The organism is Ruegeria sp. BHSC043 (assembly GCF_059612985.1).
The window spans coordinates 16,242-39,924 of sequence record NZ_JBXWRS010000005.1; the positions used below are offsets into that span (position 1 = coordinate 16,242).

Here is a 23,683-nt window from a genome sequence, read left to right on the forward strand (position 1 = left end):
TTTTTCGGGACCGGTGACTGCACCATTGCCCGCCCGCCGCGCCGTTCGGCAGGGTTTGGGGAACGTCAGAAGGAGCACACCCATGAAATCGCGCACGAAGGTCGTGGTGATCGGCGGCGGAATCGCCGGCTGTTCAACCCTGTATCACCTGACGCAGGAAGGCTGGAGCGACGTGGTTCTGGTAGAGCGCAACGAGCTGACATCCGGCACCACATGGCATTCGGCCGCACAGGTGACGAATTTCGGAATGAACCAGACGATGGTGGGGCTCAAGTCGCATTCAATCCGCCTGTACAAGGAACTGGCCGAGGACCCGGACTACCCGATCAACTACCACCATGGCGACGGCGGCATCCGGCTGGCCAACACCGAGGCGCAGATGCAGGGCTATCGCCATTTCGCTTCGATGGCGCGGGGGATGGACGTGCATTTCGAGGTGATCGACGCGCAGGAATGCGCCCGTCGCCACCCGCTCATTTCCACCGACAATCTGCTGGGCGGGTTGTGGGATCCGCTGGACGGGGACATCGACCCCGCCCAGCTGTGTCAGGCGCTGGCGCGGCGGGCGCGCAAGGCCGGGGCCGAAGTCTATCGCAACACGCCAGTCACGGCCCTGACCCAGCACAAAGACGACACCTGGACCGTTCATACCGAGCACGGCGACATCGACTGCGACATCGTGGTGAATGCCTGTGGCTACCGCGTGAACGAGGTTGGCGCGATGATGGGCGTGCACCATCCCGTGGCCTCGATGGAGCACCAGTATTTCCTGACCGAGGAAATCCCCGCGATCCGCGATGCCGGCCACCGCATGCCGCTGCTGCGTTGCCCAATCAGCGACTATTACTGCCGGCAGGAAAAAAACGGGCTGCTGCTGGGCTTCTACGAACAGGACTGCAAGACCTGGGGCATGGACGGGATCGACCCGAACTTCGTCAACGCGCTGTGCCCGGACGATCTGGACCGGGTGACCGATGTATTGGAAGGCGCGTTTGCCCGCATGCCCGCGCTGATGGAGGTCGGGATCCACACGGTCGTGAACGGCCCGATCACCTATACGATCGACGGTGCGCCCCTGGTGGGACCGATCCCCGGCAAGCGTAACGCATTCTGCATCATCGGCCTGCGGGCCGGGCTAGGCGAGGGGGGCGGCCACGGCTGGCTGCTGGCCCAGCAGATCGTGCATGGCGAGGCCTGTTATGACACTTGGTGCCTCGACCCGCGCCGGTTCGCCGGGCACGCCAATGTCGAGCTGACCGCGCTGAAGGCGATCGAGGACTACCAGAACGAATTCCGCTTTCACTTTCCGCACGAACACCGTCCCGCCGGGCGGCCCGCCAAGACAACGCCGTTGACCCCGGTTCTGGCCGCCGAGGGCGCGGCGTTTACCGTGGTGAATGGTTGGGAGCGAGTCGAGTACATCAAGCCCACGCCCGATTTCACGCCGACGCTCAGTTTCGATTTTGACGAAACATTCGACGTGATCGCCGCCGAGGTCGCCAATGTGCAGCAAAATGTCGGGCTGGCCGAGGTCAACGGGTTCAACCGGATCGAGATTACCGGTGCCGACCGGCATGCGTTCCTCGACCGGATGATCTGCGGCGCGCTGCCCCGTCGACCAGGGCGGGTGGGATTGGCCTATCTGCTGAACCAGAAGGGCATGGTCAAGGCCGAGGCGACCATCGCCAATCTGCCCGCAAGCGATCGGGGGCCGGATCGCGTCTGGTACGGCTCGGCCGCCGCGGCCGAGCTGCATGACATGGATTGGCTGTCCCGACACATCGCCCCCGACGAGGACGTGCAACTACGAAGCCTGACCAACGACCAGACCATCCTGGTCCTGGCCGGACCACGGGCGCGTGACGTGTTGTCGGCCTGCTCGCGCGGGGATTGGTCGCGGGACGCCTTCCCGTGGCTCAGCGTACGCGAGTGCTTTGTCGGGATCGCGCCCGCCACCGTAATGGGCGTCAGTTTCTCGGGTGAGCTGGCCTATGAGATCCATGTACCCAACGCCTCGCTCTACGCGGCCTATCTTGCGCTGCGACAGGCCGGACAGGCCTTTGGCCTGCAATTGTTCGGCGCGCGGGCGGTCGAGTCGATGCGGATGGAGAAGACTTTCCTGCATTGGAAGGCGGATCTGATCACGGAGTTCGATCCGTTTGAAACCGGGCTGAACCGCTTTGTCCGGCTGGACAAGCCGGAGTTCATCGGGCGCGCGGCGCTGATCGAACGGCAGGCCAACGGGCCGTCGCGCAAGTTGGTTGCGCTGCAAGTGCAGGCCACGCACGCGCCCGCGCATCCCGGCGCGTCGCTGATGACCGGGGATCGGGCGGTTGGAACGGTGACCTCGGGCGACTGGGGGCATCGCACCGGGCTGAACCTGGCACATGCCTTTGTCGAGCCGCACCTGTCCACCGAAGGCAGCGAGATGATGCTGGACCTGTGTGGTGACAGGGTTCCGGCGCGGGTGATCCCTGCCTGCCCCTACGATCCCGACTTCACCCACATGCGCAGCTAAAGCGGGTGGCCAACATTCACCATTGCCCGAAAGCCAAAACTCTGTTTCGCTAGTTTCGATGAAATCGAAATTGCGGGAGGGTTTTGCCCCGTGTCCAAACCGCTGAGCCTGCGTTGGCTGGAGGTGTTTCGCCTGGTAGCCAAGTCTGGGTCGATTCAACAGGTGGCCTCGGAAACTGGCCTGTCGATCAGCACCGTGTCCAACCATCTGCGCAGTCTCGAAGACGCTTTGGGCGTCGGCCTCGTCGATCACGGTCGCCGTCCGATGAGCCTGACACCGGCTGGCGAGGTATTTTCGCGTTATGTACGGGATGGCCTGACCGTGTTGAAGCGGGGCGAGGCCGAGATCCGGTCTGGCAACTGGCGCCACGCCACCGATCTGCGGCTGGCCCTGGTGGATGATTTCGACAACCAGATCGCGCCCGAACTGATCCGGTTCCTGGCCCATGCGCTGCCGCGCTGCAATTTCCGGCATTTCACACGGCCCAGCCACGAGATCATCGAGAAATTGCAGGAACACAAGCTGGACGCAGGTGTGGCGACCCGACCGCCGGGCGGCACGCAGGGGCTGATCGAGTACCCACTTCTGCGTGATCCGTTCATCGTGATCGTGCCCGAGAAGTTCAAGGGAGACATTCAGGACCTGTTCTCGCCCCATTCCGACCTGCCGCTGCTGCGGTATTCGCGTGACTACACGATCGGCAAGCAGATCGAGATCCAGCTGACGCGCAACAAGTACAACCTGCCCAACCGGTTCGAGTTGGAATGCAACCAGTCGATCATGGGGCTGGTGGCAGAAGGCAGCGGATGGGCGATCACCACCGCTGGATGCTTCCACCGGGCGCATCGCTATCATGACTCGGTCCGGGCAACGCCTTTTCCGGGTCGAAACTTTGTCAGGATCGTTTCCCTGTTCACGACCGAGGTCTATCCGGACACCACCTCAAAACTGATCCACAAGGCCCTCAGCAGCTTGATCCGGCAGTATTTTACCGAGCCGATGTGCAAACGGCATTTGTGGCTGAAGGGTGATTTCCGGACGATGGAAGACCAGGCCGCCTGATCCAGTCACACGGATCACACCGAGTTGGCAGGACCCAGGGACTGCCGTTTGACGATATGCGTGTACAGGTGTTCACCGGCAGCGGGGGCCCTTTTTTCAACCATTTCGATCAATGCCTTGGCGGCCTTTCCACCCATTTCCCGATGCGGCACATGCACGGTCGTCAGCGCCGGGCGCAGGATCCGGGCCAGTTCGATGTCATCGAACCCGGTGATCGAGACATCCTGCGGCACTTTCAGCCCCATATCCTGAGCCCTGAGCATGGCGCCAGCGGCCAGAACATCGTTGCCGCACATGACAGCAGTCGGTGGCATGTCTTGCGACATGAGATCCGCGAACGCTTCGGCGCCGTTTTCGATCTCGTACGGGGTCTCGATGACCTGAAGCACCTGCGGGTCAAGCCCGTGCTGCCGAACAGCGTCGCGCACCCCGTCCAGTCGAAGGCGCGCGCGGTCGTTGCCGTGAGTGATGCCGGATATCACCGCAAGCCGAATGTGCCCGAGGTCGAGGACCCTTTTCGCCAGCTCGTACATGGCCGCCCGGTTGTCGAAACCGATGGAGGGCAGACGCCCGTCCGGGGAAAACGACCACGCAACCAGCGCCGGAATATCGCGGCGTTGAAGGAATTCGTAAATGTGCGGCGCCCGGTCGTGACCGATCAGCAGCAGGCCATCGGCGCCGCGGGCGACCAGAGTTCGGATCTGCTCTTCTTCGGTTGCCGGTTTGTAGGCCGAACTTGACACCAGAAGCGTATATCCATGTTGGTGCAGCTCTTCCTGAAAGGCCTGCAGACCGCGCGCAAAGATGGCGTTTTCCATCGTCGGGATGATCGCGCCGATGGTAAACGTGCGCTTGGCTGCCATGACCCGAGCCGCGAAATTCGGTGTATAGCCCAGGGCCTCGATCGCCGACTGCACGCGTTTGCGGGTCGCTTCGACCACCCTGTCCGGGGTGTTGATGCAACGCGAAACCGTAGCCGTGGAAACGCCCGCCTTTCTGGCAACGTCATCCAATGTCGGGGCGGCTTTCTGCTTTGGCATTTCCGAACCTGATCTTCGTTTTATTCAATTCTATCCGGTTCCATTTGGGGTTGAAAGTCGAAATGTAATCGCTTGCATTTTTCATGTAAGCGCTTACAAATGTAGCCAGAGCCGATTCCATTCAAGGTCCCGAACATGTTTCTTGCCGCTTCCGCCATCGTATTCGTCGTCTATTTCGCGAACGTGGCGCTGGGTGCGTTTGCAGGCCGCGCGTTTCTTGGGGATGTGGGTGAGATGTTGGTTCTGTTCGCGGCGTCGATCCTGTTCGTTGTCGCAATTCTGAAAAAAGAGGCCGAACGCGAGGAGAACGGCGGCTGAATTTTTCCAATGGGAGGGCAACCAATGAACAAAGATCAAATGGAACTGGCGTCAGCTGAACGCCGCAATTTCCTGAAACTCAGTGCCAGTGGCGCGTTCACGGCCGCACTGGTGGCGGGCGCAAGCGGCGTGTTGTGGTCATCCGAGGCTGCGGCGCAGACCGCGAAGGAGGAAAAGGAGCGCGAACAAGCTGCCGAGCATGTGATGACGGTGGCCACGGCCTATGTTCTGGGTGCCTCGCGCAGCTATCCGATCATGCAGCTGGATCTGAAGGAGAACATCCAGAACGCAACCAACGGCAAAGTCTATGTCAAGCTGGCCCCGGGCGGGCAGCTGGGCGCGGGCGGCGCGTTGGTGCAGAAGGTGCAGGGCGGAACCATCCAGGCCGCGCAGCATTCGCTGTCGAACTTCGCACCCTTCGCTTCGACCGTGGACCTGATCAACATGCCGTATCTGTGCGGCTCGAATCAGCGGTTCACCAATCTGGTGCATTCCGACACCTGGAAGAACGAAGTGCACCCCAAGGTCGAGGCCGCAGGCTTCAAGGCGCTGTTCTATGTCGTGATCGACCCGCGCGTTGTGGCTGTACGCCAGGGCGGAAATGCCATCATTACCCCCTCGGACATGAGCGGCGTGAAATTCCGCGTGCCCGGGTCCAAGATGCTGCAGCAGTATTATCGCATGGTCGGTGCCAACCCGACGCCCGTTGCCTGGGGTGAGACCCCCTCAGCCATCAAGCAGGGTGTGGCGGATGCGCTCGACCCGTCGGTCGGTGCGCTCTATGTGTTTGGCTTCAAGGACATTCTGTCTCACGTCACCTTCACCCAGGCGGTGCCGGACAGCCAAGTCTATTCCTGCAACCTGGAATGGTTCAACTCGATGCCGGCCGATGTGCAAGAGGGCATCATGTGGGGCTCGGAGATGACCAGCCATCAGAACCTTGCCAAGGTCCCCTCGGCCCGCGCCTATGCCATGGCCGAGCTGAACAAGGCCGGGGTCGAGTTCCATTCTTTGACCGACGATCAACTGGCCGAGTGGCAGGAGGCCGGCGGTTATCAGCGGTCGGAATGGGACCCCTTCAAGACCGAGTTGGCCGGATCGATGGACGCCTTCGAAAAGCTGGTCGAAGCGGCCGGCACCCAAGTTAAATACTACGTCCACGACGCCTGATACGGACCGGGTGGGCGCCGGACGTGCGCCCGCCTTTTCCAGACCTGCACGGCCTGATCCTTCAGGCCCATCCCCCCAGCCTTGCCGAGGGAAGCGATGTCGTTACTCAAAACCATAGACCGCAACGCCGAACGCTGGCTGCTGCTGGTGTTCTACGTGATGCTCGTCATCACGATGGCAATCGAGGTGCTGCGGCGCGAGATCTTCGCCTATTCCTCGATCTGGGGCGAGGAGATCGTCCGCTATTCCTTCATCTATCTGGCCTGGGTCGGCGCTGCGGCGGCGGTCAAGGAACGCGCCCATATCCGGATCGACGTGATCATGCATTACCTCGGCCCGCGGCCCAAGGCGGTGCTGTATATCTTCGGTGATCTGGTGATGTTCGCGGTGGCGGTCATCGCGCTCTACTGGTCCTACGAGGCGGTGCATGTCTCGGCCAAGTTCGGCTCGGTCACTGACGGGCTGCGGGTGTCGAAGGTTTGGTTCCTAATGGCGGTGCCTATGGGCTTTGCCCTGATGATCTGGCGCCTGATCCAATCGTTGATGAACGACATCAAAAGCCTTCGTGACGGCACGCCCGTCTTTGAAGGCGATAAGCTGTTTGACTGAGGAGAAACCGGATGCTGTGGAGTTCTCTCAACCAAACAGTCGAACTGGGCTGGGATTTCTACCTGCCCGTGATTCTGTTCGTTGGCCTGATCGCGCTGGCGGTTCCGGTCTGGGCCGCGATCGGCTCGGCCGCGATCGTGATGCTGGTCATGTCGGGGGACCTGCCGCTGAGCCTTGTGGGCGAAAGCCTGTTCACCGGTATCGACGCCTTTGCGCTGACCGCGGTGCCGCTGTTCATCCTGACCGGTGACGTGCTGGTGCGCACAGGGCTGTCTCGCAAGTTTCTGGACGTGGCCGAGGCGCTGACCTGTTTTGCCAAGGGCGGGTTCGGTTCGGCCACGGTTCTGGTCTGCGGCATGTTCGCGGCCATTTCGGGGTCTGACGCGGCGGGGGCGGCGGCAGTGGGTCGGATGACGATCAACCGACTGGTCGAAAGCGGCTATCCGCGCCCCTATGCCTGTGCGCTGGTGGCGGCGGGGGCCTGTACCGGGATCCTGATCCCGCCCTCGATCGCCTATATCATCATCGGGCTCGTGCTGGGCATCTCGGCCTCGACCCTGTTCCTGGCCGCTCTGATCCCGGGGCTGGCGATCCTGATCTCGATCCTCGTGACCAACATCATCATGAACCGTCTCTATGGCTATGAGGGCGGCGGCTTGATGACCATGGGCGAATGGCTGGCCAATCTGGGCAAGGCGCTGAAATCGGGCTGGTATGCCTTCATCGTGCCGGGCATCATCTTCTATGGCATCTTCTCGGGTCGCCTGACCCCGACCGAGGCGGGCGCGACTGCCGTTGTCGTCACCATCATCATGGGGTTCATCCTGCGGACGCTGACGCTGGCGGACTTCCCGTCGATGCTGGTCAGCTCGGCCAAGGTGAACGGGGTGATCCTGCCGATCATCGCTTTCTCGGCCCCGCTCGCCGAGGCGTTGGCGATCATGGGCGTGCCGCAGGGCTTCGTGGCCTCGGTGACCTCGCTGACCGAGGATCCCTTCCTGCTGATCCTGCTGATGATCGGCATTCTGATCGCGGCCGGCTGCGTCATGGAGACGACACCGAACATCGTCATCCTTGCCCCGATCCTGAAACCGCTGGCGGACAATATCGGCATGAACGAGATCCAGTTCTGCATCATGATGATCACCGCACTGGGCGTTGGCTTCATCACGCCGCCGCTGGGGCTGAACCTGTTTGTGGTGTCGGGGATCACGGGTGAATCCATCCTCAAGATCGCAGCCCGCGCCGTGCCCTTTGTGCTGACCATGCTGATCGTCGTCATCCTGATCGCCTACGTTCCGGCGCTGTCGACCACTTTGCTTCCTGAAATCTACCAATAGGATCTTCTGAACATGTCGCGTGAATACCTCAAGAAGGCCACCCTGACCGCACAATCCCACGCGTCCGAGGTGCATGACACGGTCAAGACCATCCTGGCCGACATCGAGGCCGGCGGAGACGCCAAGGCGCTGGAATACGCGGCCAAATTCGACAAGTTCGAGGGCAACGTGCTGATGACGCCCGAGGAAATCGAAGCCGCCTGCGCCCGGGTGCCGGAAAAGCTCAAGGCCGATATCCGCTTTGCCCAGGACAACGTGCGCCGCTTTGCCGAGGCGCAGAAGGCCACCGTGTCGGATGTGCAGCTGGAAATCGTGCCGGGCTTTATCGCGGGTCAAAAGGCCATCCCGGTCGATGCGGCGGGCTGCTATGTGCCCGGCGGGCGGTATAGCCACATCGCCAGCGCCATCATGACCGTGACCACCGCCAAAGTGGCGGGGTGCCGTCACATCACCGCCTGTTCGCCGCCCCGCCCGGGTGAGGGCGTGGCCCCGGCGATCGTCTACGCTGCCCATATCAGCGGCGCTGACAGCATCCTGGCCATGGGGGGCGTGCAAGGTGTGGCCGCCATGACCTATGGCCTGTTCGGGCTGCCGCGCGCCAACATCCTTGTGGGGCCGGGCAACCAGTTCGTGGCCGAGGCCAAGCGCATTCTGTACGGCAAGGTCGGCATCGACATGATCGCCGGCCCGACCGACAGCCTGATCCTGGCGGATGCCACGGCCGATCCCTTCGTCGTGGCCACCGACCTGGTCAGCCAGGCCGAGCATGGCTACAACTCGCCCGTCTGGCTGGTGACCGATGACCGCGATCTGGCGACCCGGGTGATGGATCTGGTTCCGACCCTGATCGCCGATCTGCCCGAGCTGAACCGCGACAACGCTGCCGCCGCCTGGCGCGACTATGCCGAGGTGATCCTGTGCGCGGACCGCGAAGAGATGGCCGCGTGTTCAGACGACTACGCCCCCGAGCATCTGACCGTGCAGGCCGCGGATCTGGATTGGTGGCTGGATCGTCTGACCTGCTATGGCTCGTTGTTTCTGGGCGAAGAAACGACCGTGTCCTATGGCGACAAGGCCACCGGTACGAACCACGTCCTGCCCACCTCGGGCGCGGCCAGCTATACCGGCGGGCTGAGCGTGCACAAATACATGAAAATCGTCACCTGGCAGCGGGCCACGCGCGAGGGCTCGAAACCCATCGCCGAGGCGACCGCGCGGATCTCGCGGCTGGAAGGGATGGAGGGCCACGCCCGCGCCGCCGATGTGCGTCTAGCCAAGTATTTCCCGGACGAAAACTTTGACCTGACCGCAGATGAATGACCCCCGCGACCTGTTCAATCTGACCGGCCGGGTGGCCTGCGTCACGGGCGCCAGTTCGGGTCTGGGCCGGCGCGTTGCGCAGGTGCTGGCGGCTGCGGGCGCGCGGGTGGTGGGCGTTGCCCGCCGGGCCGAGGCACTGGCCGAGTTGCAGGCCGAGATCGGTTCAAGCGCTGCGGTGGTCGCAGGTGACGTAGCCGACCGAAGTGGCTTGCCATCGTTAGTCGAACAAATCTCGGCCCCGTTCGGCGCGCCGGATATCGTGGTTCATGCCGCCGGGGTGAACACGCGACAGGCCGCTGATGATGTCACGCCGGAAGGCTGGGACGCGACGCTGGGCCTGAACCTCGGTGCCCCGTTCTTCCTCAGCCAGGCCATGGTGCCTGCGATGAAGGCGCGCGGTTGGGGTCGGATCGTGAATTTCGCCTCGCTGCAGACGACGCGGGCCTTTCCCGGCGGGATCGCCTACGGGGCCAGCAAGGGCGGGATCGCCCAGCTGACCCGCGCCATGGCCGAGGCCTGGTCGCCGCACGGGATCACCGCCAACGCCATCGGCCCGGGCTTCTTTCCGACCGAGCTGACGAAGGCGGTGTTCGATGACCCCGCCCGCGCGGCCCGCAACGCGGCGCAGACCTGCATCGGTCGCAATGGCCGCATGGACGACATCGACGGGCCGATCCTTTTTCTGTGCTCGCAGGCATCTGACTATGTCACCGGGCAGATCCTGATGGTTGACGGGGGGTTCACGGCGAAATGAAGGCTCTGGTCTATGAAGGCGTCGAACACCTGGCCTACCGTGACGTACCGGACGCTGCGCCGCAACCCGGCGAGCACCTGATCCGGGTCGAGGCCGTCGGGATCTGCGGGTCCGACATGCATGCATATCTGGGCCATGATGCGCGCCGCCCGGCGCCCTTGATTCTGGGGCACGAGGCGGCGGGCACTGTGGTCGGCGGTCCCAAGGACGGAACGCGGGTCACGATCAATCCTCTGGTGACTTGCGGGCAGTGTCCGGCCTGCAAGGCAGAGCGCGAAAACCTGTGCCCCGACCGTCAGATCATCTCGATGCCCCCGCGCGAAGGCGCCTTTGCCCAATATGTTTCGATGCCTTGGGGCAACCTGGTTGAGGTGCCGGATCACGTTCCCTTTGCCAAGGCCGCCCTGGCCGAGCCGCTGGCCGTCAGCTGGCACGCCGCACGCCTCGCGCTCGAGGCGCTGCACCCGGCAATGCAGCGTCGTGCGCTGGTGATCGGGGGTGGGGCGATTGGCCTTGCGGCAGCGCTGGCTTTGCGAGCGATGAATGTCGTGGATGTGACCGTGGTCGAACCCAACGACCTGCGGCGGACGTTCTTGCAAGGGCTGGATTGCGCCAAGGTCGTGCCCGAAGCGCAAGGCGATTTCCCGATCGTGGTCGACGCCGTGGGCTTTGCCGCCACCCGTGCGGTGGCATCGGAACGGGCCCGACCCGGCGGGGTGATCGCGCATGTGGGCCTGGGCGAGGACACCGGTGGGCTGGACGTGCGGCGCATGACCCTGCAAGAGATCACCTTCATCGGAACCTACACCTATACCGCGCAGGATTTCCGTCAGACCGCCCAGGCCATTTTTGACGGCGCACTGGGTCCTCTGGACTGGATCGAAGAACGCGATCTGGCCGATGGCGCCCGGGCCTTTGCCCAGCTACGCTCGGGCGAAGTCGCGGTTCCGAAAATCGTGCTGTCCCCGTGGGCCTGACCGCCCGGAACTGGAGGTAAACATGTATAAAAAAATTCTTGTCCCCATGGCGCTTGATCACGGCATTTCGCCGCAAACGCTCGAGATCGCCCGTGCCTTGGGCGGCGGATCCGCCGAGATCGTGGCTCTGCATGTCTATGAGATGCCTCAGGGCTCGGTCAGCGTCTATCTGGACAAGGATGCCGTGGCCGAAGGCTTTGCCCGGGCCCGCGAAGTCCTGATGGAAAAGCTGAAAGGCCTGCCGGATGTAAAGCCCGAACTGGTCAAGGGCCACACCGCGCGCACGATCATCGACTATGCCAATGACCACGGGTTCGATTGCGTCGTCATCGGCTCGCACCGGCCCGGCCTGACCGACTATTTCCTTGGCTCAACCGCGTCGCGCGTGGTGCGGCATGCAAAATGTGCCGTCCACGTCCACCGCAGGGCCTGACCCGTCCATCGCGCCCTCGGCGCCCCAACCCAGGAACAGAAGTTTGGACATGAACATAGACAAGAAGATCACCGAAGATCTGGTGGCCAACGACATCTCGTTCGTCACCACGGTGCCGTGCAAGCAACTGGCCGGCGTCATCGCCGAGATCGACGCCCATGACGCCATCTACCACATCCCCTCGAACAAAGAGGACGAGGGCATGGGCCTGTGCGCCGGGGCCTGGATGGGCGGCAAGCGACCCGCGATCATCATGCAGAACACCGCGATCGGGGTCACGATCAACACGTTGGCGACGCTGATCCAGTATTACCGGATGCCGCTGCCGATGCTGATCTCGTACCGGGGCGAACTGCGCGAGCCCATCGCCTGCCAGGTCGAGATGGCCGTTCACACCAAGGCCCTGCTGGCGCAGATGCACATCCCGACCTACCATTTCCACCATCAGGAAGACGTGGCCGAGCTGGATGCGATCCTGAAATACACCTTCATGTGCAACAAGCCCGTCGCGATCCTGACCGACGCCAATTTCTGGGGAGGCTATGGCGACCAATGATCCGTTCTGAAATCCTGAAGGAAATCGCCCCGATTCTGCGTGACCAACTGGTCGTGTGCAACATCGGCATCCCCAGCCAGGAACTGCATGCCATCGACGATCAGCCTACCAATTTCTACATGCTGGGCACGATGGGGCTGGCCTCGAGCATCGGTCTGGGGCTGGCGCTGGCCCAGCCAAAACCGGTGATCGTCATCGACGGCGACGGCTCGATCCTGACCAATCTGGGGACGCTGCCGACTATCGCCAACAACGTGGCCGACAACTATATCCTGCTGATCATCGACAACGGCTCCTACGGCTCGACCGGTGATCAGCCGACCTATGCGGGGCAGAAGACCTCACTGGCCAAGATGGCCGAGGCGGCGGGCTGCGAGCGCGTGATCGAATGCCAGGCCGAAGAGACCGGCCGCGTGCTGCAAGAGGCGCTGGACGCCCGCCAGATGACCATCATCGTCAGCAAATGTGAAAGCGGAAACGCCAAGATGCCGCCGATCACGATGGACCCGGTCGTCATCCGCGACCGCTTCATGAAGGCCGTTCAGGCCTGATGGGCGCAAGCGCCATCCACAGCGCCGAAGATGCCCGCCGGTTGGCCCGGCGGCGTCTGCCGTGGATGGTGTTCGACTATATCGACGGGGCCGCCGGGTCCGAGGCCGGCGCCCGGCGCACCCGAGCGGCGCTGGACGCGATGACCCTGCGGCCCCGGATCCTGCGCGATGTCAGTACCCGGTCTCTGGCGACCCGCGTGTTCGGGCAACCGGCCGAAAGGCCCTTCGGCATTGCGCCCATGGGCATGTGCAACCTGTCCGCACCGGGCGCCGACCTGATGCTGGCGCGGCTGGCGGCGCAATACCGGGTGCCGTTGGGCGTTTCCACGGTGGCCTCGACACCGATGGAGGTGCTGATCGAAGAGGCCCGGGGCCATGCCTGGTTTCAGCTGTATTTCAGCGGCGATGGCAGCGGCACGTTCAAGCTGGTCGATCGGGCAAAGGCCGCGGGCTACAAGACCCTGATCCTGACGGTTGACGTGCCCGAAGTCGGCCGCCGCCCGCGCGAACTGCGCCACGGCTTCCGCATGCCGTTCCGGATCGGGCCGCGGCAGTTTCTGGATTTCGCGCTGCATCCGCGCTGGTCGATCTCGACCCTGCTGCAGGGCAAACCGCAGATGGCGAATTTCCTGATGGAGGGGTTCGCGTTCGACCGCACCGAAAGCCGTGCAAAGGCCGATTGGGACACGCTGGCGCGGTTGCGGGACCGGTGGCCGGGCAAGCTGGTGGTCAAGGGCGTACTGGATGTCGAAGACGCGGTTGCGCTGAAGGCTGCCGGTGTCGACGCCATTCAGGTCTCGAGCCACGGCGCCCGTCAGTTGGAGAGCGCGCCCGCGCCGATCTCGGTCCTGCCGCAGATCCGGGCGGCGGTCGGCGAAGACTATCCGCTGTTCTACGACAGCGGCCTGCGGTCGGGTGAAGATGCGCTCAAGGCGCTGATGGCTGGTGCCGATTTCCTGTTCTTTGGGCGTGTCCTGCAATTCGCCATCGCGGCGGGCGGCGAGGCCGCCCTGCACCGTTTGTGGGAGGTACTGTCCGAGGAGATGGACATCGCCATGGCCCAGATCGGCGTCACCTCGCCGCGCGGTGTACGAGGTGGCCTGGGCCAGTGAAAGACCGGCGCGCCGAACGCGCCGGTCGGCCGTCAAACGCCGTCAGCCGAACACGCGGCCCAACGCGCCATCGACCGCGTCGGTGATCTGGTCGATATCGTCGGCCGTCGCGATCAGCGCGGGCGAGAAGCACAGCGTGTTGTTCTTGCCCGGCACCGAGCGGTTGGTGACGCCGATGATCACGCCCTGCGCCATGCAGTCGGCCACGACCGCCTGGGCCAGTTTCTCGTTCACCGGTTCCTTGGTCGCACGATCCGCCACCAGTTCGGCCCCCAGGAACAGGCCCTTGCCGCGCACGTCGCCGATGACCTTGTGCTTGTCCATCAGCGCCCGAAGGTTGCCCATCATGCGATCTCCCATGGCGGCGCAATTGGCCAACAGGTTCTCGTCTTCGATGATGCGCATGTTCTCGATCGCCGCCGCCGGCCCTGCGGTGCAGCCGCCAAAGGTCGAGATGTCGCGGAAGTAGTTCATCGGATCGTCGGCATTGTCCTTGAACATGTCAAAGACTTCTTCGGTGGTCACCATGCAGGCAATCGCCGCATAGCCCGAGGCCACGCCTTTGGCCATGGTCACGAAATCGGGTTTCACGCCATATTGCTGGTACCCGAACCAGGTGCCGGTGCGACCCACGCCGCAGACGACCTCGTCGATATGCAGCAGGATGTCGTATTTCTTGCAGATCTCCTGCACGCGCTGCCAATAGCCCTCGGGCGCTTCGATCACGCCGCCGCCGGCGGTTACCGGCTCAAGGCACAGCGCGCCCACGGTGTCGGGGCCTTCGCGCAGGATTACGGCTTCGATCTGATCGGCGGCCCATTCGCCAAAGTTCTCGTCAGGTGCGCCGTCCAGTTCGTGCTTGCGGTATTCCATGCAGTGCGGAACGCGTACGAAATCTGGCGCGAAGGGGCCGTATTGCGCATTGCGCTCGTCCTGGCCGCCCGCCGACATCGCGGCCAAGGTCGAGCCGTGATAGTCGCGGTCGCGATAAAGGATCTTGGTCTTCTTGCCTCCGTATTTCTTGTGGGCGATCTGACGGACCATCTTGAACGCCTTCTCGTTCGCCTCGCTGCCCGAGTTCGTGTAGTAGACCCGGCTCATGCCCGGCATCTTCTCGATCAGCTTTTCGGCAAAGATCGCGCCAGGGATCGAGCCCGCCGACTGGGCGAAATAGCACAGCTTCATCAACTGGTCGTAGACGGCCTTGCAGATGGATTCGCGGCCATAGCCAACGTTCACTGTCCAGACACCGCCCGAGACGGCATCCAGGTGTTCCTTGCCCTTTTGATCCCAGACGCGCATGCCCTTGCCTTCGACGATAATGCGCGGATCGTTCGTCTCAAACGGCTTGTGCTGGATCAGGTGGTGCCAGATATGGGCGCGGTCGGCCTCGACCACGCGGGAAAGATCGTTTTCGTTGAACGTGCCGTCCATGACATGTCCTTTCACTAAGATGCGACGCGCAGGAATCACGAGACCCGGCGGGCGCGGATGAACCAGATACCGCAGATCAGCCCGAAAGCCCGGTACGCAGTAGGGCCAGATTACCCGATCGCGTAGCTCCAGTATATTCGCCGCACGTAGTTTTACGGGTTTGTTTTGCGGCAACCTTTGTGCTCAATACGAAAAATCCGACGATTTGGGGAGGAGAGGCGGATGGCGACCCACAACATCTATCAGCGCGATCTGGACAAGTGCCCGGCCAATTTCACGGCCCTGTCCCCGCTCAGCTATATCGAGCGGACGGCAGCCGTTTACCCTGACTATCCGGCCGTGGTTTATGGCGACCGACGCCACAGCTGGGCGCAGACCTATGCGCGTTGCCGCCGGTTGGCGAGCGCGCTGGCCGCGCGTGGGGTGGGCACGGGCGATACGGTATCGATCATCGCCGCCAACATCCCCGAAATGTACGAGGCCCATTTCGGCGTGCCCATGGCGGGCGCGGTGTTGAACGCGATCAACACAAGGTTGGACGCACCGATCATCGCCTTCATCCTGAACCACGCCGAATCCAAGGTTCTGCTGGTCGATCCCGAGTTCTCGGGCGTGGTGAAACAGGCGCTGGAGCAGGTGGATCACGACATTCTGGTCATCGACATCGAGGATTCGAGTTTCGATGGCGGTGAGAAACTGGGCGCGCTGACCTATGACGCCCTACTGGCCGAGGGCGACCCGGAATTCGACTGGTCGCTGCCGCAGGACGAGTGGGACGCTATCACGCTGAACTATACCTCGGGCACCACTGGCAACCCCAAGGGTGTCGTATATCACCACCGTGGCGCGGCGCTGAATGCCACGTCGAACATCCTGACATGGGGTATGCCGCAGCATTCGGTCTATCTGTGGACGCTGCCGATGTTCCACTGCAACGGCTGGTGTTTCCCCTGGACCATGGCCGCGAATGCGGGCACGTCCGTGTGCCTGCGTGCGGTGCGGGACGAGCCGATCTACCGCGCGTTCCGCGACGAGAAGGTTACCCATTTCTGTGGCGCCCCGATCGTGCTGAACATGCTGGCCAACGCGCCCGATCACCTCAAGGATTTCGACCATGAAATCAAAGTGATGACCGCAGGCGCCCCGCCCCCCGCCGCGGTGATCGCCGCGATGGAGGGGATGGGCATCGAGGTCACCCATGTCTATGGCCTGACCGAGACCTACGGGCCGTCGGTCGTCTGCGCGTGGAAGGACGAATGGAATGACAAGCCCGCCGAGGAACGCGCCGCGCTCAAGGTGCGGCAGGGGGTGAAATACGTCGCCCTGTCGGGGCTGATGGTGGCTGATCCGGAAACGCTCGAACCGGTGCCGGCCGATGGCGAGACCTTGGGCGAGATCTTCATGCAAGGCAACATCGTGATGAAAGGGTATCTCAAGAACCCCGAGGCCACGCAGAAAGCGTTCCGCGGCGGCTGGTTCGCCTCGGGCGATCTGGGGGTGATGCATCCCGACGGCTATATCGCGCTGAAGGACCGGTCAAAGGACATCATCATTTCGGGGGGCGAGAATATCTCGTCGGTCGAGGTCGAGGATATCCTCTACAAGCACCCCGCCGTGATGGAGGCCGCCGTGGTCGCCAAACCGGACGAGAAATGGGGCGAGACGCCTTGCGCCTTTGTCGAACTTAAGCCGGGCGCCGAGGCGACCGAGGCCGATCTGATCGCGTTTTGCCGCGACCACATGGCCCATTTCAAGGCACCCAAGACGGTGGTGTTCGGGCCGCTGCCCAAGACATCGACGGGCAAGATCCAGAAATTCAAGCTCAGGGAACAGGCGCGGGCGCTGGGCTAGGCGCCCAGCCGGTCAAAGATCGACAGGTCCAGGTCCAGCATCTCGCCCATCCAGATCGCCCGGTCGCGATGGTCGGGCAGGTGCTCGCCGGTTTCGGGGTGGGTGAACACGGTCAGCCCCTGCCGGTTCAGCATCAGCCACGGGATCACCTTGTCGAAGGAATCGGCGGCAAAGCTCAACTGGCAGCTCCAGCGCGGGTGGGGGCCGACATTGCGGCTGTGCATGTGGCCCATCTGGGCGGGGAACAGGCGTGCAGCCTCCTCGCAGACACGGCGGGCGGTGTCCTGCGTTTCGGCGTCGAAATAGACATGGGCGTGATAGCCGGTGATCTGTGGCATCGGGGGTCTCGTGCGGTGATTTCCGGCATAAGGCTAGGCCTGATAGGCGCCGGTGCACAGACGCATCGGCACACAGAACCTGTGCGCGGCTCAGCCTGGCGCGTGGGCGTCCGGGTGGGCCGCTGCAAAGGCGGGGTGGTCGGCACAGGTCGCCTCGACCGCCAGAATGCGCGGCATGTCCGACAGGTCGACCTGCCAGCGCCGGGCGTTGTACATCTGCGGGATCAGGCACAGATCGGCCAGCCCGGGCGCCGGTCCCGTGCAATAGGGGGTTTGTTCGAACTCGGCCAGCATCGCCTCAAAGGCCATCAGGCCGGGGCGGATGAAATGGCGCATCCAGTCGCCGGGCATGTCGCCCCGTCCGCCGCTCAACTGCGTGGCGTGGAAGGCGACCTTCAAGTTGCAGACCGGGTGCAGATCCACCGCAATGGATTGGGCCAGCGCCTGCGCCTTGGCCCGCGCAACCGGTTCGTCCGGCAGCAGGTTCAGGGCCCGCGTCCGGTCGAGATAGTCCAGAATGGCCAGCGACTGGGTCAGCTGCACGCCGTCGATTTCGAGCACCGGCACAAAGCCCTGCGGGTTTCGGGCCAGATGCGCGGGCGCGGTCTGCTCGCCCTTGACCAGATCGACGGTCTGCGCGCGATAGGCGATCCCGGCCAGGTTCAACGCGATGCGCACCCGGTAGCTGGCCGAGGACCGCCAGTAGTCATACAGGACGACGTCACTCATCGGGCTTTGGCCGCGTCGATTGCCTGTTTCAGGATGGTCCGGTCACCGATGTGATTGGCCAGCACCAGCACCAGCCGCGCATTCAGCGCATCGCTTTCGGCCTTGTCCAGACCGTCGTGCGCGGCCAGTAGATCGGCATAGAAATCATCCGCGCCGTCGATATTCGGGGTGAGGATCAGTTCATCCATTGTGCCTACTCCTTGCCGATGGCCCGGCGGATCGCCTGCCGGAACGCGTTGTCTTCATAGCTGTCGCGCCGCGCCGCCACATGCTGGTCGGGCCGGATCAGATAGACCGCGCCTGCCGCGTCGCCCAGATACCGCCGCTTCAGCGCCAGCGTCCGGTCATCCTTGACCGACAGCGCCAGCCGCTCGACCATCACACCCTCTTCCTCGATCCTGTCTGGGGCGTCGGCGTCGATGGTCAACAGGGTGAACTTTCCCGCCAGCTTGGGCAACAGGAACGCATCCCCCAGCGGAGCATCGGGGCAGGGCGAGCCGGGGCGCGTTTCGGCCGGACCATTCAGCGCATCGGCCGAATTCAGCGGCGAGCCGTCATAAGTGCAGGGCACGCTCAACCGCCCGGAATTCACCAGCGGGCGGGCGAACTCGTAATGTTCGCTCAGGTCCAGAACCGCGTCGCGCAGGATGCGTGACATTTCCGATTTCGGCGTGATGAAATCGGTCGAGCGGGTCGAGTTCAGGATGTTCTCGTCCGCGCCATGGATGCGCTCGACATCATAGCTATCCAGCAGTCTGTCGGGCGCGGTGCCGTCAAGGACCATCTTCAGCTTCCAACACAGGTTGTCGGTGTCCTGCAGGCCCGAATTGGCCCCACGCGCGCCGAAGGGGCTGACCTGATGGGCGCTGTCGCCAGCAAACAGGACGCGGCCGTGGCGGAATTTCTCCATCCGGCGGCACTGGAAGGTATAGATGCTGACCCATTCCAGCTCGAACTGGACATCCTCGCCCAGCATCGCCTTGAGGCGCGGGATCACGTTTTCGGGGCGCTTTTCGCGTTCCTTGTCGATGTCCCAGCCCAGTTGCAGGTCGATGCGCCAGACGTTGTCGGGCTGTTTGTGCAGCAGCGCCGACTGGCCGCGGTTGAAGGGCGGGTCGAACCAGAACCAGCGCTCGGACGGGAAATCGGCCTCCATGACCACATCGGCGATCAGGAAGTTGTCCTCGAACACGCGGCCCACGAAATCCAGCCCCAGCATCCGGCGGGTGGGTGAGTTTGCCCCGTCACAGGCGATCAGCCAGTCCGCCTCGACGGTGTACGACCCCTCGGGCGTTTCCACCTCGAGCTTGACGTGGTCGCCATGGGTGCCGATCGCCTCGACCTTGTTGCGGCCACGGATCTCGATCGGTACGCCCTGGGCCTGTAACTCGCGGACCCGTTCGACCATGAACTGCTCAAAGTAGTATTGCTGAAGGTTGATGAAGGCTGGATGGGCATAGCCCTCATCGGGCTGCAGGTTGAATTCATAGACCTTGCGGTCGTCGAAAAACACCTTGCCCGTGTTCCACTGCACGCCCTTGTCCACCATCGGCCGGGCGCAACCCAGCCGGTCGGCGATTTCCAGCGTGCGCTGGGCGAAACAGATTGCGCGGCTGCCGAAACTGACCTTGTCGTTGTCGTCCAGCACCACCACCTCGACGCCCTGCTGGGCCAGGTCGATGGCGGCAGCCAGCCCGACCGGGCCCGCGCCGATCACGATCACCTGATGCCGCACCGGGGTGGGGGCATCCTGATCGGGGCTGCGGGCATAGGCATAGAGCGGCTGTTCAAAAATCTTGTTCATGGGCTCTCTCCCCAAGTTCTGTGCGCCGGGCGCACAACCTCCGCCCACCGGCGCGGGGCGCCGATGGCTCTCCTCCATGGTTGCATCGTTTTCAGGCCGGCGACACGATCTGGATCAAGTCGCCGGGCCATTTCTTAGCCCTGCAGGGCCTCCCACATCTCCAGATCGCGCTGGGCGGTCCAGATGCGCGGGGTGTCGATGCCGCGCGCCTCGTCATAGGCACGGGCCACGTTGAAGGGCAGGCAGTGCTCGTAGATGGCATAGTCCGAGAATTTCGGATTGCACTCCGCCCGCACTGCGTCCCAGGCCTCTTTCAGGCTGCCGCCGCGCGCGGCCACCTTTGCCGCCGGGCGATAGGTGCTTTCGACGAAGTCGCGGGTGTTCTCGATGGCGGCATTCACCATTTCCTTGCCGACCAGCGCATCGCCGCGCCCCGGCGCGATGGCATCCACGTCGAACCACTGGATCTGATCCAGCGTGTCGCCCCAGTCGCCGAAATGCCCGTCGCCGCAATAGCAGGCCGAGTGATATTCGACGATGTCGCCGGTGAACATCACGTTCTGGTCGGGCACGTGGATCACGATGTCGCCAGCCGTATGCGCCCGCCCCAGATGCATCAGATCGACCCGGCGGTTGCCCAGATAGACCGTCATCGTATCGCTGAACGTGGTGGTGGGCCAGGTCAGGCCGGGGATGCTTTCATGCCCTTCGAACAGGCGCGGAAAGCGCTGGAATTCGCTGTCCCAGTCCTCTTGACCGCGCTCGACGACCATGGCGCGGGCTATGTCCGACATGATGATCTGCTGCGCGCCGAAGGCGCTGGCGCCCAGCACGCGGACCGCGTGGTAATGGGTCAGCGCGACATGAGTTATCGGCTTGTCGGTTACGGACCGGATGCAGTCGATCACCTTCTGCGCCAGGCGCGGCGTGGCCTGGGCCTCGACCACCATCACGCTGTCATCGCCGATGATCACGCCCGAGTTCGGATCGCCTTCGGCGGTGAAGGCGTACAGACCTTCACCCACCTCGGTGAACGAGATTTTCTTTTCGGTCATGTCCCCCTGGGACGCGAATGCCTTGGCCATGTGGCGCTCCTTATCGTGCGTATGGGTCTTCAAGGGCGGGCAGCACTGTGCCGGTGCAGTCGCCGAAGCCGATCGTATAGCCGTCGCCCCGGGCAGCGCCTTTGAGGGTCAGCGTGTCGCCGTCCTCGATGAAGCTGCGGGTTTCTCCGGTCTCCAGCGTGATCGGCTCCTTGCCGCCCCAGCTAAGTTCCAGCAATGAGCCGCGGCTGTCCTTCGTCGGCCCCGAGATGGTGCCCGAGCCGAGCAGGTCGCCCACGTTCATCGGGCAGCCCGAAGTGGTGTGGTGCGCCAGTTGCTGCGCCGACGAATAATACATTTCCTTGTAGTTGGTGCGGGCGATGGTGGTCGCCGGTTTGCCCGGGGGCGCCATCGTCACCTCCAGCTCGATGTCATAGAGCATCGGACCGCAATCCTTGAGGTGATCCAGCAGTTCGACCTCGCGCGCGGGCGTGTCGCAGCGGAAGGGGTCCAGCGCTGCCTTGGTCACGATCCACGGGGAAATCGAGGTGGCGGTGGCCTTGGCCTGGAACGGGCCAAGCGGCTGGTATTCCCAGGCCTGGATGTCGCGCGCCGACCAGTCGTTCAGCAGGACATAGCCAAAGATGTGGTCGTCGGCCTCCTGCACGGTGATCGGGCCGTCGGACGGGGTGCCGACGATGGCCCCCATCTCCAGTTCGATGTCGAAACGGCGGCTGGGCAGGAAGGCGGGTCGGTCATGGTCGGGGGATTTCAGCTGTCCCCACGGGCGGCGGATATCGGTGCCCGAGACCACCACCGACGAGGCGCGGCCGTTGTAGCCGATGGGGATGTGCAACCAGTTGGGCGGCAGCGCATTTTCCGGGCCGCGGAACATGGTGCCCACATTGGTGGCGTGGTGCTTGCCCGCGTAGAAATCGGTGTATTCGCTGACGGCAAAGGGCATGTGCAGTTGGGCCTCGGCCTGCGGAACCAGCAGCGGTTCGACCTTGTCCTGTTCTTTCGACCCTTTCGCCAGCAGGGCGGTCAGCCGCTCGCGCAGTGCGGCCCAGACGGCCGGTCCCTGTTCCATCAGCGGGTTCCAGAAGGGCAGATCGAACAGCGGCTCGTCGCCCAGCGTGATCAGCCCTTCGGCCTCGGCGGCGGACACGTCGAAAATCATGTCGCCGATGGCCACGCCGCAGCGCGGCTCAGTGCCCTCGGTCGAAAAGACGCCATAAGGCAGGTTGTTCAGCGGAAACGGGTGGTTCGCGTCATTGGCCGAGGCCACCCAGGATTTCATCAAAGGCATTGCGTTTCCTTGTGCGGTGCAGTGGCCGTGGGGCCACCGGTGTCATTTCTTGCCGGGCGTGCCGTCGAATTTCTTTTCCAGATCCGTCCAGCAATCGATGTAGTCATCCTGCAGCGGCGCCTCGTTCGCGGCAAAGGCGGTCAGGTGCTGCGGGAAGCGGGTCTCGAACATGAAGGACATGGTGTTGTCCAACTTGTCCGGCCCCAGATTGGCGTTGGACGCCTTTTCAAAGGCTTCCTTGTCGGGGCCATGCGGGATCATCATATTGTGCAGGCTCATGCCGCCCGGCACGAAGCCCTGCGGCTTGGCGTCGTACTGGCCATAGATATTGCCCATCAGCTCGGACATGATGTTCTTGTGGTACCACGGCGGGCGGAACGTGTCCTCCATCACCATCCAGCGTTCGCGGAACAGGACGAAATCGATATTGGCCGTGCCCGGTACGCCCGAAGGCGCGGTCAGCACGGTAAAGATTGACGGATCGGGGTGGTCGAACAGGATGGCTCCGACCGGGCAATAGGTGCGCAGGTCGTATTTGTACGGCGCGTAGTTGCCGTGCCAGGCCACCACGTCCAGCGGGCTGTGGCCGATCTTGGTGGTGTGGAACTGGCCGCACCACTTGATCGTCACGGTCGAGGGCACTTCGCGATCTTCGAACGCGGCCACGGGCGCCTTGAAGTCGCGCGGGTTGGCCATGCAGTTTGCGCCGATCGGGCCGCGGCCCGGCAGCTCGAATTTCTGGCCGTAGTTCTCGCAGACGAAGCCGCGGCAGGGGCCTTCCAGCACCTCGACCCGGTACACCAGCCCGCGCGGGATGATGGCGATCTCCTTGGGTTCCAGGTCGATGATGCCCAACTCGGTCGCAAAGCGCAGCCGGCCTTCCTGCGGCACCACCAGCAGCTCGGAATCGGCCGAGAAGAAATAGTCGTCCACCATCGATTCGGTGACCAGATAGATATGGCTGGCCATGCCGACCTGGGTGTTCACGTCCCCGGCGGTGGTCATGGTGCGCATGCCAGTCAGCCAGGTCAGCGGTTGGTCGGAATGGGGCACCGCGTCCCAGCGGTACTGGCCCAGGCTGATCACGTCCGGATCGACATTCGGGGCGCTTTTCCAATACGGCAGGTCGATCTTTTCATAGCGGTGCGAATGCTTGACCGACGGCCGGATGCGATAGCACCAGGTGCGCTCGGGCGGGTTGGCGGTGAAGGCGGTGCCGCTGAGCTGTTCGCCATAAAGGCCATAGTTGCATTTCTGCGGGCTGTTCATGCCCTGCGGCAGTGCGCCCGGCAGCGCCTCGGTTTCAAAGTCATTTCCAAATCCGGGCATATAGCCTGCGTGGGTGCCAACGGGCGTGCTGGCTTGGGTCAGAGCGTGCGGGTCAGTCGGACGATTCATCTGGGTTCCTCCGTTTG

The 23,683-nt window shown here is 63.4% G+C and carries 23 protein-coding genes; 14 read left to right on the forward strand and 9 right to left on the reverse strand.

Going from position 1 to position 23,683, the window contains the following annotated elements:
* The first annotated feature begins 82 nt into the window (after positions 1-82).
* On the forward strand, positions 83-2,518 hold the full coding sequence (locus AC2FMM_RS10010; RefSeq protein ID WP_496796480.1) for a GcvT family protein: 2,436 nt from the start codon (positions 83-85) through the stop codon (positions 2,516-2,518).
* A gap of 90 nt (positions 2,519-2,608) precedes the next feature.
* Positions 2,609-3,580 (forward strand): LysR family transcriptional regulator, encoded by a 972-nt coding sequence (locus AC2FMM_RS10015; protein ID WP_496679415.1) that lies wholly within the window; start codon positions 2,609-2,611, stop codon positions 3,578-3,580.
* Between the two features lie 14 nt (positions 3,581-3,594).
* Here AC2FMM_RS10015 and AC2FMM_RS10020 read toward each other — a convergent pair whose 3' ends face one another.
* Positions 3,595-4,620 carry a LacI family DNA-binding transcriptional regulator gene (locus tag AC2FMM_RS10020; RefSeq protein ID WP_496679413.1) on the reverse strand — a complete coding sequence of 342 codons (1,026 nt, stop codon included), beginning with the start codon at positions 4,618-4,620 and terminating at the stop codon, positions 3,595-3,597.
* 135 nt (positions 4,621-4,755) lie between these two features.
* On the opposite strand from AC2FMM_RS10020, the gene AC2FMM_RS10025 reads away from it, so the two are divergent.
* The 11 genes from AC2FMM_RS10025 (at position 4,756) to AC2FMM_RS10075 (ending at position 13,760) form a co-directional block, all read left to right on the forward strand.
* Positions 4,756-4,938, forward strand: coding sequence for a hypothetical protein (locus tag AC2FMM_RS10025; RefSeq protein WP_170365134.1), 183 nt, complete (start codon positions 4,756-4,758; stop codon positions 4,936-4,938).
* A 24-nt stretch (positions 4,939-4,962) separates the two neighbouring features.
* Positions 4,963-6,108 carry a TRAP transporter substrate-binding protein gene (locus AC2FMM_RS10030; protein WP_496796481.1) on the forward strand — a complete coding sequence of 382 codons (1,146 nt, stop codon included), beginning with the start codon at positions 4,963-4,965 and terminating at the stop codon, positions 6,106-6,108.
* A 96-nt stretch (positions 6,109-6,204) separates the two neighbouring features.
* On the forward strand, positions 6,205-6,717 hold the full coding sequence (locus AC2FMM_RS10035) for a TRAP transporter small permease (protein WP_496679409.1): 513 nt from the start codon (positions 6,205-6,207) through the stop codon (positions 6,715-6,717).
* Positions 6,718-6,728: 11 nt separating this feature from the next.
* The gene (locus AC2FMM_RS10040; RefSeq protein WP_496796482.1) at positions 6,729-8,057 is read left to right on the forward strand and encodes a TRAP transporter large permease; all 1,329 of its coding nucleotides are present in this window, start codon (positions 6,729-6,731) and stop codon (positions 8,055-8,057) included.
* Positions 8,058-8,069: 12 nt separating this feature from the next.
* Complete coding sequence (gene hisD, locus AC2FMM_RS10045) at positions 8,070-9,377, forward strand: histidinol dehydrogenase (protein ID WP_496688714.1); 1,308 nt, start codon at positions 8,070-8,072, stop codon at positions 9,375-9,377.
* On the forward strand, positions 9,370-10,131 hold the full coding sequence (locus AC2FMM_RS10050; RefSeq protein ID WP_496796483.1) for an SDR family NAD(P)-dependent oxidoreductase: 762 nt from the start codon (positions 9,370-9,372) through the stop codon (positions 10,129-10,131). The genes hisD and AC2FMM_RS10050 overlap by 8 nt, the downstream gene beginning before the upstream one ends.
* The gene (locus tag AC2FMM_RS10055; protein WP_496796484.1) at positions 10,128-11,108 is read left to right on the forward strand and encodes a zinc-dependent alcohol dehydrogenase; all 981 of its coding nucleotides are present in this window, start codon (positions 10,128-10,130) and stop codon (positions 11,106-11,108) included. The genes AC2FMM_RS10050 and AC2FMM_RS10055 overlap by 4 nt, the downstream gene beginning before the upstream one ends.
* 22 nt (positions 11,109-11,130) lie before the next feature.
* A complete protein-coding gene (locus AC2FMM_RS10060) occupies positions 11,131-11,541 on the forward strand; it encodes a universal stress protein (protein WP_149776325.1) in 411 nt (136 codons plus the stop codon).
* Between the two features lie 49 nt (positions 11,542-11,590).
* Positions 11,591-12,097 carry a sulfopyruvate decarboxylase subunit alpha gene (gene comD, locus AC2FMM_RS10065; protein WP_496679396.1) on the forward strand — a complete coding sequence of 169 codons (507 nt, stop codon included), beginning with the start codon at positions 11,591-11,593 and terminating at the stop codon, positions 12,095-12,097.
* The gene (gene comE / locus AC2FMM_RS10070) at positions 12,094-12,648 is read left to right on the forward strand and encodes a sulfopyruvate decarboxylase subunit beta (protein ID WP_005981189.1); all 555 of its coding nucleotides are present in this window, start codon (positions 12,094-12,096) and stop codon (positions 12,646-12,648) included. The genes comD and comE overlap by 4 nt, the downstream gene beginning before the upstream one ends.
* On the forward strand, positions 12,648-13,760 hold the full coding sequence (locus tag AC2FMM_RS10075) for an alpha-hydroxy acid oxidase (protein WP_496796485.1): 1,113 nt from the start codon (positions 12,648-12,650) through the stop codon (positions 13,758-13,760). The genes comE and AC2FMM_RS10075 overlap by 1 nt, the downstream gene beginning before the upstream one ends.
* 42 nt (positions 13,761-13,802) lie before the next feature.
* Here the strand turns inward: AC2FMM_RS10075 and AC2FMM_RS10080 are convergent, their stop codons facing one another.
* On the reverse strand, positions 13,803-15,194 hold the full coding sequence (locus AC2FMM_RS10080; protein WP_496688722.1) for an aminotransferase family protein: 1,392 nt from the start codon (positions 15,192-15,194) through the stop codon (positions 13,803-13,805).
* Between the two features lie 222 nt (positions 15,195-15,416).
* Between AC2FMM_RS10080 and AC2FMM_RS10085 the strand changes: the two genes are divergently transcribed.
* Entirely contained in the window at positions 15,417-17,045 is a 1,629-nt protein-coding gene (locus AC2FMM_RS10085; RefSeq protein ID WP_496796486.1) for an acyl-CoA synthetase, read from the forward strand.
* Here AC2FMM_RS10085 and AC2FMM_RS10090 read toward each other — a convergent pair.
* The 7 genes from AC2FMM_RS10090 to hmgA form a co-directional block, all read right to left on the reverse strand.
* Positions 17,042-17,383 (reverse strand): DOPA 4,5-dioxygenase family protein, encoded by a 342-nt coding sequence (locus AC2FMM_RS10090; protein ID WP_496711192.1) that lies wholly within the window; start codon positions 17,381-17,383, stop codon positions 17,042-17,044. The two genes, AC2FMM_RS10085 and AC2FMM_RS10090, sit on opposite strands and share 4 nt — an antisense overlap.
* Positions 17,384-17,473: 90 nt before the next feature.
* On the reverse strand, positions 17,474-18,112 hold the full coding sequence (gene maiA / locus AC2FMM_RS10095) for a maleylacetoacetate isomerase (RefSeq protein WP_496796487.1): 639 nt from the start codon (positions 18,110-18,112) through the stop codon (positions 17,474-17,476).
* Positions 18,109-18,300 carry a DUF2783 domain-containing protein gene (locus AC2FMM_RS10100; RefSeq protein ID WP_149776332.1) on the reverse strand — a complete coding sequence of 64 codons (192 nt, stop codon included), beginning with the start codon at positions 18,298-18,300 and terminating at the stop codon, positions 18,109-18,111. Before AC2FMM_RS10100 ends, maiA begins: the two co-directional genes overlap by 4 nt.
* 5 nt (positions 18,301-18,305) lie before the next feature.
* On the reverse strand, positions 18,306-19,916 hold the full coding sequence (locus AC2FMM_RS10105) for an FAD-dependent oxidoreductase (RefSeq protein WP_496796488.1): 1,611 nt from the start codon (positions 19,914-19,916) through the stop codon (positions 18,306-18,308).
* 134 nt (positions 19,917-20,050) lie between these two features.
* Positions 20,051-21,001 (reverse strand): MBL fold metallo-hydrolase, encoded by a 951-nt coding sequence (locus AC2FMM_RS10110; RefSeq protein WP_496796489.1) that lies wholly within the window; start codon positions 20,999-21,001, stop codon positions 20,051-20,053.
* Positions 21,002-21,011: 10 nt separating this feature from the next.
* A complete protein-coding gene (gene fahA, locus AC2FMM_RS10115; protein WP_496796490.1) occupies positions 21,012-22,268 on the reverse strand; it encodes a fumarylacetoacetase in 1,257 nt (418 codons plus the stop codon).
* A gap of 42 nt (positions 22,269-22,310) precedes the next feature.
* Entirely contained in the window at positions 22,311-23,666 is a 1,356-nt protein-coding gene (gene hmgA / locus AC2FMM_RS10120; protein WP_149776335.1) for a homogentisate 1,2-dioxygenase, read from the reverse strand.
* Positions 23,667-23,683: the final 17 nt, after the last annotated feature.